Below are 17,822 nucleotides of genomic sequence, written 5' to 3' on the forward strand. Positions count from 1 at the left end.
TAATGATTAGAGAGATGCGGTTTATATTCCCATCAGCCTTGCTGGTGTTCATTTAAGGAAAGTTTCGTTTATGGTCAATCTTCGTCAGCCCAGGGATGTCGCGCAGATACTGCTGTCGGTGCTGTTCTTAGCCATTATGATTATTGCGTGTCTGTGGATCGTTCGTCCTTTCGTGCTCGGATTTGCCTGGGCCGCGACCGTCGTCGTCGCCACCTGGCCTTTACTCTTGCGTTTGCAGAAACTGCTGTTTGGTCGCCGCGGCCTGGCCGTGCTGGTGATGACGTTGCTGTTGTTCCTGCTGTTTATTATTCCCATTGCACTACTGGTTAACAGCCTGGTTGACAGTAGCGGCCCGGTTATTCGCGCGGTCACCAGCGGTGATATGACGCTGCCGGATCTCGCGTGGCTGAACAGTATTCCTGTTGTGGGCGCAAAACTGTACAGCGGCTGGCACAGCCTGCTGGAGATGGGCGGTAGCGCCCTGATGGCCAAAGTGCGTCCGTACATCGGCACAACCACCACCTGGTTTGTGGGGCAGGCTGCGCACATCGGTCGCTTCATGATGCACTGTACGTTGATGCTGGTCTTCAGCGCCCTGCTGTACTGGCGCGGCGAGCAGGTTGCGCTGGGGGTACGTCATTTCGCCACCCGACTGGCAGGTAAACGCGGCGATGCGGCCGTGCTGCTGGCAGCCCAGGCCGTCCGCGCGGTGGCGCTCGGTGTGGTGGTCACAGCGCTGGTGCAGGCTGTACTTGGCGGAATCGGGCTGGCGATTTCCGGCGTACCTTATGCCACCATTTTCACCGTCGTCATGCTGATGACCTGTCTGGCGCAGCTCGGTCCGCTGCTGGTGCTGGTTCCCTGCATTATCTGGCTTTACTGGACGGGGGATACGACCTGGGGCACGGTGCTGCTGGTCTGGAGTTGCGTGGTGGGCACCATGGATAACGTGATCCGTCCCCTCCTCATCCGCATGGGCGCTGACCTGCCGCTGATTCTGATCCTGTCCGGGGTAATCGGGGGGTTAATTGCCTTCGGCATGATTGGCCTGTTCATCGGTCCGGTTCTGCTAGCGGTGACCTGGCGTCTCTTCTCCGCCTGGGTGCATGAAGTACCGCCGCCGGGAACCGATCCAGACGTCATCTTAAGCGAACTTGAAGAGCTGGAAGATAAGAACGCGCAGTAAGAACGGATGCCGGGTGGCGCTAACGCTTACCCGGCCTACACTCTCCACAGCAATACTTAAACGTTGCTAAACTATTTATTCTCTGCACACTGGTCAGACCCGCCTTTTCCTGCCTAAAACCGTCATTCTCTTCAAGAAATCTTTACCTGCCTTTAACTATTGAGACGAATCCGATCGACTCAAAATCCTGGCATGCCTACTATTAAGACACGGTTATAAATCAACACCTTGATTTATAAGCATGGAAATCCCCTGAGTGAAACAACGAATTGCTGTGTGTAGTCTTTGCCCATCTCCCACGATGGGCTTTTTTTTATCCTTTTTACGCCAGTGTAATGTCACAGCGACTAAGCATCCGCCAATCCCCCGCCAGTACCCGCGTCTTTCCGCTTACCTGCACGTTCACCACCGCGCGAATATCCGCCGAGGACGCGCCAACCTGTAGCTCAAACTCCCCTGGCTCGACAATTCGCTTTCCGTCCCGGCGGGTGAAATTAAACATCTCCACCGGCAGGGTAAAGGTCAGCGTGGCGGTTTCTCCCGGTGAAAGCGTAACGCGCTGGAACGCTTTCAGCTCCTGAAGCGGACGCACCTGCGTGGCGACCTTATCGCGTACGTACACCTGTACCACTTCGCTGCCGCTGCGCTCGCCGGTGTTGGTGATATCGACGCTTAACGCCACCTCTCCGTCGATCGGGACGCGGCTTTCAGCCAGGCGGGCCGCGCCCCAGCGAAACTGCGTCCAGCCGAGACCGTAACCGAACGGGTAAAGTGCGCCGAAATGGAACGCAAACGGCGTGCCGCCGCTTTTCAGCTTGTGGTTATAGTAGTACGGCATCGCCCCGGCGTTTTTCGGCACGCTCACTACCAGCCTGCCCTGCGGCTCCGCGCGGCCGGTTAAGACATCGGCAATCGCCCAGCCCCCTTCCTGCCCCGGCGCCCAGGCCATCATCAGCGCGGCCACCTTCTCTTCCAGCCCCTGAAGGTTATAAGGACGCCCGCCCGTCATGACGACAATCACCGGCTTACCGGTTGCCACCAGCGCCTCCAGCAGCTGTTGCTGCACGCCCGGCAGGTTTAGCGAATCCGTATCCGAGCCTTCCCCCACTGTGCCGCTCTGGAATAGCCCGGCGAGATCGCCGACGCAGGCTATCACCACGTCACTCTCTTTTGCCGCGCTTACGGCGTCGGGGATCAGATCCATACGTTGTGAAACCGGCGATTGCTGTATCGGTTTACCGCCGCTGTCGCCCGGGAACACCGGCGCGCCCGCCATCCGTTTTTCGATAATGTGACACCCTTTGGCGTAACGTATCAGCGATGCGCCAAGGTACTGTTCCAGCGCCGCGCGCGGGGTGGTCACCTGCGAGGTCTCTTCAACCATATCGCTGATGATCAGGTGAACCGGGAAGCTGTAGCCGCTCAGCAGCGCCAGCGGATCGTCAGCCGTCGGCCCCACCACCGCTACACGGGGTTTTCCGCCGAGAGGTAATATGCCGTTATTTTCCAGCAGCGTGATCGATTTTGTTGCCACCTCGCGCGCCACCTGCCGGGTCGCCTCACTCTGCAAATCGATGCCGTCTTCGGCGGCGTACGGTTTTTCAAACAGCCCGAGACGGAATTTTTCACTTAGCACGCGCGCCACAATCTCATCCACTTTCGCCATTGAGATAAGCCCACGCTCTACCGCTTCTGCCAGATGACGCGCGCAGTCATCCTTCGGCAATTCCACGTCCAGCCCGGCGTTAAACGCCAGCGCCGCCGATTCCGCTGGATCGTGAGAAATTCCGTGGTGCTGGTGCAGCAGGCTGACGCCGCCGTAATCCGCCACGATAATGCCGTCGAAGCCCCACTGTTCACGCAGCACGGTAGTGAGCAGGAAATGGTCGCTGTGCCCTGGCTGATTATCAATGTCGTGATAGGCTGGCATCACCGAACCGGCGTTGGCCAGCTTCACCGCCATCTCAAACGGCAGCAGGAAGGTATCGTTTAGCTCGCTGAAACCGAGATGGACCGGCGCATGGTTGCGCGCCCCTTCGCTGAAGGAGTGGCCGACGTAATGTTTCAGGGTCGCCAGCAGATCGCGCTTATCGCCCTGCAACCCCTCCACGTACGCCGTCGCCATCACCCCTACCAGCCACGGATCTTCCCCAAATGTCTCTTCCGTCCGTCCCCAGCGCACATCGCGCGAGACATCCAGCACGGGGGCCAGCCCCTGCTGGCACCCGACGGATCGGGCCTCTTTGCCAATCTGCTCCGCCGCGCGCTGCACCAGCGCCGGGTCCCAGGTGGAACCGTAGTTTAGCGACGACGGGAACAGGGTTGCATCTTTGCACAGCAGCCCCACCAGACACTCCTCATGAAACAGCGCCGGAATGCCGAGCCGGGTCTCCTCCATCATCATGCGTTGCAGGCGGTTGGCGGCACGCACGCCGGTTTTTGCATTAACAATGTGCGTGCCGAGCGGACGGGTGATCTGCCCGACGCCGAGCTTCAGCCTTTCATTGAGGGACGCCTGTTCGCTCACGCCAGCGAATTCATCGCTCAGATCGCTGCGCTCGCGGTGGTTGCCGTGTTCATCGAGGATCAGCCAGTACGCGTGCATCTGGGCAAATTTCTCTTCCGGCGTCATACGCGCCAGTAAATCAGCGACACGCTCGTGTACGGGACGTCCCGCGTCCTTGTAGATCGCAGTCATGGTTTACTCCTGTAGTGCGGATTGGGTTGCCGGGCTGAGCTGCCCCGCATCGTTTCGACTATCGCGTTTGCTGGCCAGCTCGCGGGCGATGCTGTCCACCAGCCGGCTGTTAAGTTTGTAGATGGCAAGGAGCGCCACCATGCAGAGGAACAGCGCGCAGGGGATCAGGGTGAACAGGGCATTGATGGTTGCAAGAACATGAGGCGCCTGGTTTGCCTGACCCGGAGCGTAATCCACCATGCCAAGCACCCAACCGACCACCGCCCCACCCAGCGCCAGCCCAAACTTGATGGCAAACAGGGCGGTAGAAAAGACCAGCCCGTCCAGGCGGCGGCCGCTACGGTGTTCTTCGTAGTCCACCACATCGGAGAACATGGTCCATTGCAGCGGCGTGGTCAGGTTCTGAATAAAGCTAAACACAATATTCAGACCGAATATCAGCCACACCTGCGAAGGCGGAATGAAGAAAATCAGCGCGCCAAAAATAACGAAAGAAATAATGGTCCACTGATAGGCACGCACCCGGTCAAATTTCCCCAGCAGGCGTTCAGATAATAATGCGCCGCTTAAGGAGGCCACCATGCCGGAAACAATAAAGGCAAAAACCAGTTCCGGACGTAACAGAACATAGTTAACGTAATACATGGTCGCAGAGCCACGCGTCACGACGGCGGTTAACAGTAAAATATTAAACAGAAAAACAATTCGCCACTGGCTATTGGCGGCCAGCAGTTTTAAATCCGTCAGCATCGAACCGGAGGTGTCATTGCGCGGCGAGTAACGCTCCCGGGTCATAAAGAAGCAGCAGAAGAATAAAACAATGCCCAGCAGCCCCATCAGGCTCATGGCATAGAAATAGCCTTTTTGCACATTCCCCTGGCCTAATAATGAGACCAGCGGCAGCGCGATGACCGTTACAATCAACCCGCCGATAAACGACAGGCCAAAGCGCCAGGATTGCAGCGAGTGGCGTTCGCGCGGGTCGAGCGTCAGCGCGCCGGGCATGGCACAGTAAGGGACGTTAATCGCAGAATAGATCAGACTCAGGATGGCATAGGTTACGCAGGCATAGACAATTTTTGCCGTCTGCCCGGCATCCGGTACGTAGAAGGTAATCAGGCAGCTCACGCCAAACGGAATGGCAAACCAGAGCAGCCAGGGACGAAAACGACCGTGGCGGGTCTGAGTGCGGTCCACCAGCGCGCCAATGCACGGGTCGACAAACGCATCGACCACGCGCACCACTAAAAACATGGTGCCCATAATGGCGGCAGGCAAACCGAATACGTCCGTATAGAAATAAGCGAGAAATAACGTTGCCGTTTGCCAGACCAGCGCGCTGGCCATATCGCCGAGGCCATAACCTATTTTATCTTTGGTACGTAATACAGAGGAGATTGTCATTGTTATTTGCCTTTTTATCAGGTTAAAACGTATTTCAACCAGTCGCGCATCATCCCGACGGATGTACGCGGTAAGGCTCAAGTATTAGCAACGCACTGCCCGCTAACAATTGTCTAAATTAACAGATAAATTATGATATTTGGTTTTTTGCTTTATTTGTGATGGTGAGCATATTCGCAGGAAAATAAAAAAGGCGAGGACAGATATCCTCGCCTTTTTCAGATTATGCAGGTTTTACTTGTTCAGCTCTGCCAGGCTCAGCCAGGTCTGCACCACGGTGTCCGGGTTCAGGGAGAGGCTATCAATTCCCTCGTCCATCAGCCAGGCCGCAAAGTCTTCATGGTCAGAAGGACCCTGGCCGCAAATCCCGACATATTTACCCTGTTTCTTCGCCGCGCGGATGGCCATGGAGAGCAGCGCTTTCACCGCCTCGTTACGCTCATCGAACAGCTCAGAGACAACGCCGGAGTCGCGGTCCAGGCCGAGCGCCAGCTGCGTCATGTCATTCGAGCCAATGGAGAAGCCGTCGAAGTGCTCCAGGAACTGCTCTGCCAGCAGGGCGTTGGACGGAATTTCACACATCATGATGATCTTCAGCCCGTTCTCGCCGCGCTTCAGCCCCTGACGCGCCAGCTCATCTACCACTGCCTTCGCCTGATCCACGGTACGGACGAACGGGATCATGATTTCCACGTTGGTCAGCCCCATGTCGTTGCGCACGCGTTTTACCGCCTCGCACTCCAGCGCGAAGCAGTCGCGGAAGCTTTCCGACACGTAGCGTCCGGCGCCGCGGAAGCCCAGCATCGGGTTCTCTTCTTCCGGCTCGTAGCGTTCGCCGCCCACCAGGTTGGCGTATTCGTTGGACTTAAAGTCCGACAGACGCACGATCACGCGTTTCGGGTAGAAGGCCGCGCCGAGCGTGGCGATCCCTTCCGTCAGACGACCAACATAGAACTCTCTCGGCGAGTCGTAACCCTTCATCATCTCGCGGATTTCGTTTTGCAGTTTTGCGTCCTGGTCGTCGAACTCCAGCAGCGCACGCGGGTGCACCCCGATCATACGGTTAATGATAAATTCCAGACGCGCCAGGCCCACGCCTTCGTTCGGCAGGCAGGCGAAGTCAAACGCGCGGTCCGGGTTGCCGACGTTCATCATGATCTTCAGCGGCAGATCCGGCATGGTATCCACGCTGGAGCTTTTCACGCTGAAGTCGAGGATATCGGCATACACGTAACCGGTATCGCCTTCGGCACAGGAGACCGTCACCTTCTGGTCGTCCTTCATGCGTTCGGTCGCGTCACCGCAGCCGACTACCGCCGGGATCCCCAGCTCACGGGCAATGATAGCCGCGTGACAGGTACGGCCGCCGCGGTTCGTGACGATGGCAGCCGCTTTCTTCATGATCGGTTCCCAGTCCGGGTCGGTCATGTCGGTCACCAGCACGTCGCCGGGCTGAATGCGGTTCATCTCGCTAATGTCGTGGATCACTTTCACCGGACCGGCACCGATGCGGTGGCCGATTGCGCGGCCTTCCGCGACAATTTTGCCCTGCGCGTGCAGGGTGTAGCGCTCCATGACCTGACCGCGTGAACGGACGGTTTCCGGACGCGCCTGCACGATAAACAGCTTGCCGGTGTGTCCGTCTTTGGCCCACTCGATGTCCATCGGACGGCCATAGTGTTTTTCAATCTGCACCGCCTGCTTCGCCAGCTCTTCCACTTCGGCGTCGGTCAGGGAGAAGCGATCCCGCTGCTCCTGCGGCACATCTTCAATGGTGACCTGCTTGCCATGTTCTTGCGTCGGGGCATAGATCATGCGGATTTTTTTCGAGCCCATGGTGCGGCGTACCACTGCCGGACGGTTAGCCGCCAGCGTAGGCTTGTGCACATAGAATTCGTCAGGGTTCACCGCCCCCTGCACCACCATCTCGCCCAGACCCCATGCGGAGGTGATAAACACCACCTGGTCGAAGCCGGATTCAGTGTCGATAGAGAACATCACGCCGGAAGAGCCCACGTCGGAGCGCACCATGCGCTGTACGCCTGCGGAGAGCGCGACGCCGCGGTGGTCATAGCCCTGATGGACGCGATAGGAGATGGCGCGGTCGTTGAACAGGGAAGCAAACACATGCTTCACCGCCACCAGTACCGCCTCGTAACCCTGGACGTTGAGGAAGGTTTCCTGCTGCCCGGCGAAAGAGGCATCCGGCATATCTTCTGCGGTAGCGGAAGAGCGCACGGCAAAGGAGGCCTGCGCGTCGTCAGCGGAGAGCTGGTTGTAGGCGTCATGGATGGCTTTTTCCAGTTCCGGCTGGAAAGGTGTGTCGATAATCCACTGGCGGATTTGCGCGCCGGCTTTGGCAAGCTCGGTGACATCATCAATATCCGTTTTATCCAGCAGGTCGTAAATGCGCTGGTTTACACCGCTCTGGTCTAAAAACAGGTTAAACGCATCGGCGGTTGTGGCAAATCCGTTAGGTACGGAGACACCCATACCGGACAGATTTGTAATCATTTCACCCAGGGAGGCATTTTTGCCCCCAACTCTGTCTACATCATTCATGCCGAGTTGGTTATACCAAAGCACCAGCGGTGACGAGCCATTGTTGGACATCGAAACAATCCTTTTGTGATATTTGATCGGAGTAAGAAACACCTGACTACGTATTTATACTGGCATATTTATTTCCGCTAAAAAAACGGTGAATCGTGTAAGCAATTTAAATTTTCAACTTTTCGGACAGTTTCCCGGCATTCGCTAACCCGATGATTCCTATAGATTCCGGCAAAAACCATAGAAATAAAGCCGCTATTCGGAAAATGAAATCCACTTTTCAGGAAAATCAAAAACACCATTTCATTTTAAATTCAGATAAGTTCTTTGCTGTGAAATTAACTTTTTTAATTTATGCTTTCAGGCAATTACGTACGCTATTCAGGGTGGATAAAATGGATAATGCTGTCGATCGCCACGTTTTTTATATTTCTGATGGGACGGCGATTACCGCCGAGGTGCTGGGACACGCGGTGATGTCGCAGTTTCCGGTATCGATAAACAGCATCACGCTGCCGTTCGTGGAAAATGAGAGCCGGGCCAAAGCGGTCAAGGACCAGATCGACGCTATTTACCAGCAGACCGGCGTTCGTCCGCTGGTGTTCTATTCCATTGTGATCCCTGAGATCCGCAATATCATTCTGCAAAGCGAGGGCTTCTGTCAGGACATCGTGCAGGCGCTGGTTGCCCCCTTGCAAAGCGAACTGAAGCTCGACCCGACGCCGATCGCCCACCGTACCCACGGGCTGAACCCCGGTAACCTGACCAAATACGATGCGCGTATTGCCGCTATTGACTACACCCTGGCGCACGACGACGGGATCTCGCTGCGCAATCTCGACCAGGCGCAGGTGATTTTGCTCGGCGTGTCGCGCTGCGGTAAAACTCCCACCAGCCTATACCTGGCAATGCAGTTTGGCATCCGCGCCGCCAACTACCCCTTTATTGCCGATGATATGGATAACCTGGTGCTGCCCGCCGCGCTCAAGCCGCTCCAGCATAAGCTGTTTGGGCTGACTATCAACCCGGAACGACTGGCGGCGATCCGCGAAGAACGTCGCGAGAACAGCCGCTACGCCTCGATGCGCCAGTGCCGAATGGAAGTCTCTGAAGTCGAAGCGCTGTACCGGAAAAATCAAATTCCCTGGCTGAACAGTACCAACTATTCAGTAGAAGAAATTGCCACCAAGATCCTCGATATCATGGGGCTAAATCGCCGCATGTACTAATATGCTAGTACATTAATCCAGTTTCAGTTATTATCATGCCATCCTCGGGGCGACGTGCCCCGAACTTGAAATCAGCAGGGATTGGTTTAAGGTGATGCCCATCACTTCCCGGTAGTCTGCCGATGAAGCAAAAAATTTCTGAGACATTCCATGAACAAAACCGACGAACTGCGCACCGCGCGCATTGATAGCCTGGTCACACCGGCTGAACTGGCCCGGCTGCATCCCGTTTCCGCCGAGGTGGCGGACCATGTGACGGCCTCCCGTCGCCGCATCGAAAAAATTCTCAATGGTGAAGACAAACGTCTTCTGGTGGTGATTGGCCCCTGCTCCATCCACGACCTGGACGCGGCAATGGATTATGCACAACGCCTTCAGACGCTGCGCGGCAGGTATCAGGATCGCCTGGAGATCGTGATGCGTACCTACTTTGAAAAGCCGCGTACCGTCGTGGGCTGGAAAGGATTGATTTCCGATCCGGATCTGAACGGTAGCTACCGGGTGAATCACGGTATTGCGCTGGCGCGCAAGCTGCTGTTACAGGTTAACGAGCTGGGCGTGCCGACTGCCACCGAATTTCTGGATATGGTGACCGGACAGTTTATTGCCGACCTCATAAGCTGGGGCGCGATTGGCGCGCGTACCACCGAAAGTCAGATCCACCGTGAAATGGCGTCGGCGCTCTCCTGTCCGGTGGGCTTCAAAAACGGAACGGACGGTAATACCCGAATTGCCGTAGATGCCATCCGCGCGTCACGCGCCAGCCATATGTTCCTCTCCCCGGATAAAAACGGCCAGATGACCATCTACCAGACCAGCGGCAACCCGTTCGGACATATCATTATGCGTGGCGGTAAAAAACCGAATTACCATGCAGAAGATATTGCCGCCGCTTGCGAAACGCTGGCGGAATTTGACCTGCCCGAGCATCTGGTGGTGGATTTCAGCCACGGCAATTGTCAGAAACAGCACCGCCGCCAGCTAGACGTCTGCGAGGAAGTTTGCCAGCAGATCCGCAGCGGCTCGACCGCCATTGCAGGAATTATGGCGGAGAGTTTTATCAAAGAAGGCACGCAGAAGATCGTCGCCGGACAGCAAATGGTCTACGGCCAGTCAATCACCGACCCGTGCCTGAGCTGGGAAGACAGCGAACGGCTGCTGGAGATGCTGGCGTCTGCGGTAGATTCGCGCTTCTAACCCCTTGCCGGGTAGCGGCTTTGCATTACCCGGCCTACGATTCGTGCCCTTCTCCCTCTCCCCGTGGGATAGGGTCGGGGTGAGGGCGTCAGACCGCATCTCTCCCCCAAATTTGATCCCGTCATACAATTTTCACAAAAACGCTTGCTGTGAATTTGCAGTTTATTGATAATGATTATCATTGTTACATTGATTGTTATTTATAAACATTATGTCACCGACCGATAACAGCGCGGCAACGCCAACAAAAACACACACAGCGCCGTCCCCTGCTCCCACCGATCGCCGAATCGACAGTAAAAGCCTGTTGGGTGAGGAGGGACGGGTCATTATCGAGCATGACGGCCAGCACTACCTGCTGCGCCAGACCAATGCCGGAAAACTGATCCTGACTAAATAAACCAGACAACACATTCGCCAGCCACCCAGGTGATCCCCAGGCAGCCAGCGCTTTTCAATTCTTATGGAGAGTTGCTATGCCACACCTGCAATCCGCGTCTTTACGCCCGTCTCTTCTGGCGCTGGCGATTGTCAGCACCCTGCCGGGCGTTACGTTTGCCGCTGCAGACGAGATCACCGTCACCGCCACCGGCAATGCCCGCAGCGCCTTTGAAGCCCCCATGATGGTGAGCGTGATTGACGCCACCGCGCCGGAAAACCAGACCGCCAGCTCCGCTGCCGACCTGCTGCGCAAGGTGCCAGGTCTGACGCTGGACGGCACCGGGCGCACCAACGGTCAGGACGTTAACCTCCGTGGCTATGACCGCCGTGGCGTGCTGGTGCTGGTGGATGGCGTGCGCCAGGGCACCGATACCGGACACCTGAACAGCACGTTCCTCGATCCGGCGCTGATCAAACGTATCGAAGTGGTGCGCGGCCCTTCCGCCTTGCTGTACGGCAGCGGCGCGCTGGGCGGCGTAATTTCGTATGACACCGTCGACGCCAGCGATCTGCTGGATGCAGGTAAAAACAGCGGCTATCGCGTATTTGCTACCGGTGCAACGGGCGATCACAGCATCGGGATGGGCGCCAGCGCCTATGGCCGCACCGATACCCTGGACGGCCTGGTCTCATGGTCCAGCCGCGATCGCGGCGACATTCGCCAGAGTGACGGCGCGAGGGCGCCAAACGACGAATCCATCAACAATATGCTGGCGAAAGGCAGCTGGAAAATCGATCCGGCGCAGACGCTGAGCGGCTCCCTGCGCTACTACAACAACGACGCGCAGGAGCCGAAAAATCCGCAGACCACGGATGCCAGCAGCAGTAACCCGATGACCGATCGTTCCACCATTCAGCGCGATGCCCAGCTTGGCTACCGCATTGCGCCAGCCGGAAACAACTGGCTCAACGCCGATGCGAAAATTTACTGGTCCGAAGCGAGGATCAACGCCCAGAACATCGACGCCAGCGGCGAGTTCCGTAAGCAGACCACCAAAGGCGGAAAAGTCGAAAACCGCACCCGCCTGTTCAGCGACTCCTTCGCCTCGCACCTGCTGACCTACGGCGGGGAATACTATCGTCAGGAGCAACACCCTGGCGGCGCGACCACCGGCTTCCCGGACGCTAAAATCGACTTCAGCTCCGGCTGGTTGCAGGATGAGATTACCCTGCGCGACCTGCCGGTAACGCTTCTCGGCGGGACGCGTTACGACAACTACCGCGGCAGCAGCAGCGGTTACGATGACGTGGATGCGGATAAGTGGTCATCACGCGCCGGGTTAACCGTGAGTCCAGCCGACTGGCTGATGCTGTTCGGCTCTTACGCCCAGGCCTTCCGCGCGCCAACGATGGGCGAGATGTATAACGACTCGAAGCACTTCTCTATCGGCAGCTTCTACACCAACTACTGGGTGCCGAACCCGAACCTGCGTCCGGAAACTAACGAAACCCAGGAGTTCGGTTTTGGGCTACGTTTTGACGATCTGCTGCTCGCCAACGACGCGCTGGAGTTCAAAGCCAGCTACTTCGACACCAAAGCGAAAGATTACATCTCCACTACCGTCGATTTTGCGGCGGCCACCACCATGTCCTATAACGTACCAAATGCCAAAATCTGGGGCTGGGACATGATGGCAACCTACGCGACCAGCCTGTTCAACCTGGACGTGGCCTACAACCGCACGCGCGGGAAAGATACCGACACGGGCGAATACATCTCCAGCATCAACCCGGACACCGTCACCAGCAAGCTGGATATCCCGGTGGCGCAAAGCGGATTCTCCGTGGGCTGGATCGGCACCTTCGTCGAACGTTCAACGCACATCAGCAGCAGCTACAGCGAGCAGCCTGGCTACGCAGTGAATGATTTCTACGTCAGCTATAAAGGTCAGCAGCAGTTCAAAGGCATCACCACCACCCTCGTGCTGGGGAACGCCTTCGACAAAGCCTACTGGTCACCGCAGGGCATCCCGCAGGATGGCCGCAACGGCAAGATCTTCGTCAGTTATCAATGGTAATTCCCTTCGGGGCAACGATTCAGAAGGATAAGATTATGGGTCACTACACACGCTGGCTTGAGCTTAAAGAAGAACATCCGGGTAAGTACGCCCGTGATATCGCCGGATTAATGCACATCAGCGAAGCAGAGCTGGCATTTGCGCGTGTTGGACACGACGCCTGGCGGCTGCGCGGTGAAATCCGTGAGATTCTGGCGGCGCTGGAGTCGGTGGGGGAAACCAAATGCATCTGCCGTAACGAATACGCCGTTCATGAACAGATCGGAGCGTTTACTAACCAGCACCTCGGCGGCCACGCCGGGCTGGTGCTAAATCCGCGTGCGCTGGATCTGCGTTTGTTCCTCAACCAGTGGGCGAGCGCGTTTCACATAAGTGAAACGACCTCCCGCGGCGAACGTCAGAGCATTCAGTTCTTCGATCATCAGGGCGACGCTTTACTTAAGGTCTACACCACGGATCACACCGACGTTGCCGCCTGGGGCGACGTGCTGACCCGTTTTATCATTGCCGATAACCCCGCTCTGGCGCTAAAGGCTGTCGAGGCCCCTGCGCATTCCGACGGTGCTGATGCAGGCTCGGTGGAGAAAGAGTGGCGCGCCATGACCGACGTGCATCAGTTCTTTAGCTTACTGAAGCGCCATAACCTGAGCCGCCAGCAGGCGTTTCGTCTGGTGAGTGACGATCTGGCCTGTAAGGTGGATAACAGCGCGCTGGCACAGCTGCTGGAGACGGCGCGACAGGACAGAAACGAAATCATGATCTTCGTCGGCAACCGCGGCTGCGTGCAGATTTTCACCGGTGTGGTGGAAAAACTGACGCCCATGAAAGGCTGGCTGAACATCTTCAACCCAACCTTTACCCTGCATCTGCTGGAGGAGACTATCGCCGAGACGTGGGTAACGCGTAAACCTACGGCGGACGGACACGTTACCAGCCTGGAGCTGTTTGCTGCGGATGGCACTCAGATCGCCCAGCTCTATGGGCAGCGTACCGAAGGCGAGCCTGAGCAGAGCCGGTGGCGTCGCCAGATTGACGCCCTGACGCCGGAAGGGCTGGCGGCATGAAAAACTGGTTTGCCCTGCTCTGTGCCCTGCCGCTGGTTGCCGTCGCCGCGCCGGAGAGAATTGTCGCCCTCGGCGGCGACGTGACGGAGATCGTCTACGCCCTCGGCGCGGAGTCTTCTCTGGTTGCGCGCGACAGTACCAGCCAGTGGCCGCAGGCGACAAACGCGCTGCCTGACGTAGGGTATCTTCGCCAGCTGAATGCGGAGGGGATTTTGTCCGTACGCCCGACGCTGGTGCTGGCAAGCGACCAGGCGCAGCCCTCTCTGGCGCTGAAGCAGGTTGAACAGAGCCACGTCCGGGTGGTTACCGTTCCCGGCACGCCTGACCTGCGCGCGATTGACGAAAAAGTACGGGTGATAGCTCAGGCGACGCATCATGAGGCGCAAGGGGAAACCCTGCGCAGCTCGCTGCGTCAGGCGCTGGCGGCACTGCCCTCAATGCCGCTCAACAAGCGGGTGCTGTTTATCCTCAGCCACGGCGGAATGACCGCAATGGCGGCCGGGCAACAGACCGGCGCGGATGCGGCAATACGCGCCGCCGGGTTGCAGAACGCCATGCAGGGCTTTACCCGCTATCAGCCGCTTTCCCAGGAGGGGGTGATGGCCAGCCAGCCGGATCTGGTGGTGATTTCGCAGGAGGGCCTTAACGCGCTGGGCGGCGAAGAAAATCTGTGGAAACTGCCCGGTCTGGCGCAAACGCCAGCGGGACGAAGCAAGCAGGTGCTGGCTATTGATGACATGGCCCTGCTGGGCTTCAGCGTCCGCACGCCGAAAGCCATACAACAGCTGCGTGCCAGAGCGGAGCAACTGCCCTGATGTCCCGGCGCATCACGTTATCGTTATGGCTTCTGGCGGGGTCGCTTACCGTCATGACGATCATGGCTACCGGTTTTGGGGCGTTACGCCTGCCGGTGAACGTGCTGTGGAGCGGCAGCGATGAGACGCTACGCCATATCTGGCTCACCATCCGTCTGCCCCGCGTGCTGCTGGCGCTGGTGATTGGCGGGTCGCTGGCGCTCGCCGGCTGCGTCATGCAGGGGCTGTTCCGCAATCCGCTTGCCGACCCGGGCCTGCTCGGGATCAGCAGCGGTGCGGCGCTGGCCGTCGCCCTGTGGGTTGTGCTCCCGCTCGCGCTGCCCGCGCTGGTGATGCTTTACGCCCCTATGCTGGCGGCATTTCTTGGGGCGCTGGCAGCCACAGGCGTGATCTTCCTGCTCAGCAAGCAGCATGACACCTCTCTGTCACGTCTGTTGCTGGTGGGTATCGCCATCAATGCTCTGTGCGGTGCGGCAGTGGGTGTGCTTTCGTGGGTCAGCAATGACGCCCAGCTGCGTCAGCTTTCACTCTGGGGAATGGGAAGTCTTGGTCAGGCTCAGTGGTCCACGCTGCTCGCCGTGACCTCGCTGATGGTGCCTGCCGCTCTGGCGATCTGGCGCTGTGCCAGTGCGTTAAATTTACTGCAACTGGGTGAAGAGGAAGCGCATTACCTTGGCGTGGACGTTGCCCTTGTACAGCGAATATTACTGTTATGCAGCGCCCTGCTGGTCGCTGCGGCTGTCGCCGTCAGCGGCGTGATTGGCTTTGTCGGACTCGTGGTGCCGCACCTGATGCGCATGTGGTTGGGCGCCGATCACCGGGCAACCCTCCCCGGCACGGTACTCGCGGGCGCGTTACTGCTGCTGGTGGCGGATACGGTCGCGCGCACCCTGGTCGCCCCGGCAGAAATGCCGGTCGGCCTGCTCACCAGTATCCTTGGCGCTCCTTGGTTCTTATGGCTCATTTTTCGTCGTGGAGAACAGCATGGCTGAACGTTATACGGCTGAAAATCTGACTTTTACCCGGTCTGGCCGCACGCTGACAGATAACGTTTCGCTGTCACTGTCGCAGGGAGAGCTGGTTACATTGATCGGCCCCAACGGCGCGGGGAAATCCACGCTGCTGCGGCTGCTGACCGGCTATCTGAAACCCGACAGCGGAGGCTGTTCGCTGGCGGGAAAAGCGTTGGATGAATGGCATCCGCAGACGCTGTCGCGCTATCGGGCGGTGATGCGCCAGCAATCTCAGCCTGGATTTGACTGGCAGGTGGAGGAGATCGTTGGAATGGGGCGTGCGCCCTGGACGCGTCACCCGGAACCGTCAATTGTGCGTGAGGTGTTGCAGCTGGCCGGTTGCCTGCCGCTGGCCGGCAGGCGCTATCATGCCCTCTCGGGGGGCGAGCAACAGCGCGTCCAGCTCGCTCGCGCGCTGGCGCAGCTGTGGCGTGACGGAACGCCACGCGGCTGGCTGTTTCTCGACGAACCCACTTCCGCGCTGGATCTCTACCACCAGCAGCATCTGCTGCGCCTGTTGAAATCGCTGACCCGTCAGGGCCATCTTCACGCCTGCGTGGTGCTGCACGATCTCAATCTTGCCGCATTATGGTCGGACCGGATCCTGCTGTTACACAACGGCAGGATTGTTTCTCAGGGCATACCGGAGACGGTTTTGCAGGCCGACGCGCTGGCACGCTGGTACGGTGCGCAGGTGCACGTCGGCAGACATCCGGCGCACGCCGCGCCGCAGGTTTTTCTCGCCCCTTAGCTTGAGCAGCTCACTTCCAGCCGCTTGCCCCAGTCCGGCGGGCGGCTGACATAGTCATCCTCCCGGTCGGCAAACGGCGTGCGCAGGGCGATATGTAGCCGATGCAGCTCGGTATAGTCCCCCTGCTCTGCCTGCTCAATGGCCCGCTGCGCCAGCCAGTTGCGCAATACCATCGCCGGGTTAACCGCCTTCATCCGCGCCTGGCGGGTATAGTCATCAATTTGTTCCTGCTGTAAACGCGCCCGGTAAGCGGCAAACCAGTCATCAAACGCCTGTCGATCGACGAACTCGTCGCGCAGCGGTGACGCGGCGCTCTGCTGCGCGGTCTGGCTCAGCATACGGAAGGTTCGGGTATAGTCGCTGCCTTCACGCGCCATGATGGCAAACAGCCCATTCAGCAGCGCGTTATCGCCTTTTTCCTGCGTCATCAGCCCCAGCCTGGTGCGCATTAACACACCGTATTCCCGCAGCAGGATCTCCTGATAGCTGTCCAGCGCATCGTTCAGGGCATCGACGTCGATAAACGGCGACAGGCTTTGTGCAAGCCGCTGAAGGTTCCACAGCCCCACCGCAGGCTGGTTGTCGAAACGGTAACGCCCCTGATAGTCCGAATGGTTACAGATGTAACCCGGCTGATAGTCATCAAGGAAGCCGTACGGACCGTAGTCAAACGTCAGCCCTAACAGGGACATGTTGTCGGTGTTCATCACCCCATGGGCAAAGCCGACGGCCTGCCAGCGGGCAATCATTGCGGCGGTGCGCGCAACAATATCACGGAACCAGAGAACATAGCGGTCCGGCTCGTTTTGCAGGTGCGGCCAGTGACGACGAAGAGCGTAATCGGCAAGCTGGCGGACTTTATCCGGCTCGCGGCGATAGTAGAAGTGTTCAAAATGACCGAAACGCAGATGGCTTTCCGCCACGCGGACCAGCATCGCTCCCTGCTCCATCGTTTCGCGGGCCACCGGCGTGTCGCTGGTGACAATGGACAGCGCACGTGAGGTAGGGATCCCCAGAGCGTGCATCGCCTCGGAAGCCAGACCTTCACGTATGGTTGAACGCAGCACCGCGCGGCCATCTCCCATGCGTGAGTATGGGGTTAGCCCTGCCCCTTTCAGGTGCCAGTCGAGCGTTTCGCCATTCGGCAGAACTTGTTCACCCAGCAGGATACCGCGGCCATCGCCGAGCTGTCCCGCCCAGACGCCAAACTGATGTCCGCTGTAGACCTGAGCCAGCGGCTTCATGCCCGGAAGCAGCGTTTCGCCGCCCCAGACGCCGGCGCTTTTTTCTGGCTGAAAAAGCGTCGAAGGGATGCCAAGCGAATCCGCTAATGCATCGTTATGCCAGATAAGACGCGCGTTTTGTAAAGGCGTTGGCTTAAGCGCGGTGTAAAAGCCGGGTAATTCATCGTGCCAGTGAGCAGTAAAAGACAGGGTCATAAGTCCTCCTGCTT

General features: G+C 58.2%; 13 protein-coding genes and 1 other RNA gene. 10 read left to right on the top strand and 4 right to left on the bottom strand.

Annotated elements, in window-relative coordinates; all coding sequences use genetic code 11:
* Window positions 1-70: 70 nt before the first annotated feature.
* Both ydiK and rprA read left to right on the top strand, forming a co-directional pair.
* Complete coding sequence (gene ydiK, locus AM329_RS07855) at window positions 71-1,186, top strand: AI-2E family transporter YdiK (protein ID WP_015570721.1); 1,116 nt, start codon at window positions 71-73, stop codon at window positions 1,184-1,186.
* Window positions 1,187-1,395: 209 nt separating this feature from the next.
* Window positions 1,396-1,503: antisense sRNA RprA (gene rprA, locus AM329_RS07860), an RNA gene on the top strand.
* Window positions 1,504-1,508: 5 nt separating this feature from the next.
* Here the strand turns inward: rprA and AM329_RS07865 are convergent.
* From AM329_RS07865 to ppsA, 3 genes are all read right to left on the bottom strand, one after another.
* Window positions 1,509-3,884, bottom strand: a complete 2,376-nt coding sequence (locus tag AM329_RS07865; RefSeq protein WP_032609040.1) for a glycoside hydrolase family 3 N-terminal domain-containing protein — start codon at window positions 3,882-3,884, stop codon at window positions 1,509-1,511.
* A 3-nt stretch (window positions 3,885-3,887) separates the two neighbouring features.
* Complete coding sequence (locus AM329_RS07870) at window positions 3,888-5,288, bottom strand: MFS transporter (protein ID WP_003857776.1); 1,401 nt, start codon at window positions 5,286-5,288, stop codon at window positions 3,888-3,890.
* 234 nt (window positions 5,289-5,522) lie between these two features.
* The gene (gene ppsA, locus AM329_RS07875; protein WP_023296353.1) at window positions 5,523-7,901 is read right to left on the bottom strand and encodes a phosphoenolpyruvate synthase; all 2,379 of its coding nucleotides are present in this window, start codon (window positions 7,899-7,901) and stop codon (window positions 5,523-5,525) included.
* Between the two features lie 335 nt (window positions 7,902-8,236).
* Here ppsA and ppsR point away from each other — a divergent pair, with 335 nt between their 5' ends.
* The 8 genes from ppsR (at window position 8,237) to AM329_RS07915 (ending at window position 16,369) form a co-directional block, all read left to right on the top strand.
* Window positions 8,237-9,070 (top strand): posphoenolpyruvate synthetase regulatory kinase/phosphorylase PpsR, encoded by an 834-nt coding sequence (gene ppsR, locus AM329_RS07880; RefSeq protein ID WP_017384644.1) that lies wholly within the window; start codon window positions 8,237-8,239, stop codon window positions 9,068-9,070.
* Between the two features lie 150 nt (window positions 9,071-9,220).
* On the top strand, window positions 9,221-10,267 hold the full coding sequence (aroH, locus tag AM329_RS07885) for a 3-deoxy-7-phosphoheptulonate synthase AroH (RefSeq protein WP_032609039.1): 1,047 nt from the start codon (window positions 9,221-9,223) through the stop codon (window positions 10,265-10,267).
* A 211-nt stretch (window positions 10,268-10,478) separates the two neighbouring features.
* Window positions 10,479-10,667 carry a hemin uptake protein HemP gene (gene hemP / locus AM329_RS07890; protein WP_015570723.1) on the top strand — a complete coding sequence of 63 codons (189 nt, stop codon included), beginning with the start codon at window positions 10,479-10,481 and terminating at the stop codon, window positions 10,665-10,667.
* Between the two features lie 76 nt (window positions 10,668-10,743).
* Window positions 10,744-12,726 carry a TonB-dependent hemoglobin/transferrin/lactoferrin family receptor gene (locus AM329_RS07895; RefSeq protein ID WP_032609038.1) on the top strand — a complete coding sequence of 661 codons (1,983 nt, stop codon included), beginning with the start codon at window positions 10,744-10,746 and terminating at the stop codon, window positions 12,724-12,726.
* A 35-nt stretch (window positions 12,727-12,761) separates the two neighbouring features.
* Window positions 12,762-13,790, top strand: a complete 1,029-nt coding sequence (gene chuS, locus AM329_RS07900) for a hematinate-forming heme oxygenase ChuS (RefSeq protein ID WP_032610202.1) — start codon at window positions 12,762-12,764, stop codon at window positions 13,788-13,790.
* Window positions 13,787-14,605: a hemin ABC transporter substrate-binding protein gene (locus tag AM329_RS07905; protein WP_032609037.1), complete on the top strand. Its 819-nt coding sequence runs from the start codon at window positions 13,787-13,789 to the stop codon at window positions 14,603-14,605. Before chuS ends, AM329_RS07905 begins: the two co-directional genes overlap by 4 nt.
* Window positions 14,605-15,597 (top strand): iron ABC transporter permease, encoded by a 993-nt coding sequence (locus AM329_RS07910; RefSeq protein ID WP_032609036.1) that lies wholly within the window; start codon window positions 14,605-14,607, stop codon window positions 15,595-15,597. The genes AM329_RS07905 and AM329_RS07910 overlap by 1 nt, the downstream gene beginning before the upstream one ends.
* Window positions 15,590-16,369, top strand: a complete 780-nt coding sequence (locus AM329_RS07915; RefSeq protein ID WP_032609035.1) for a heme ABC transporter ATP-binding protein — start codon at window positions 15,590-15,592, stop codon at window positions 16,367-16,369. The genes AM329_RS07910 and AM329_RS07915 overlap by 8 nt, the downstream gene beginning before the upstream one ends.
* On the opposite strand, the gene selO is transcribed toward AM329_RS07915, so the two are convergent.
* Window positions 16,366-17,808, bottom strand: coding sequence for a protein adenylyltransferase SelO (gene selO, locus AM329_RS07920; protein WP_032609034.1), 1,443 nt, complete (start codon window positions 17,806-17,808; stop codon window positions 16,366-16,368). The genes AM329_RS07915 and selO overlap by 4 nt on opposite strands.
* Window positions 17,809-17,822: the final 14 nt, after the last annotated feature.

Source organism: Enterobacter cloacae complex sp. AR_0002 (assembly GCF_001922365.1).
GTDB lineage: Bacteria > Pseudomonadota > Gammaproteobacteria > Enterobacterales > Enterobacteriaceae > Enterobacter > Enterobacter hormaechei_C.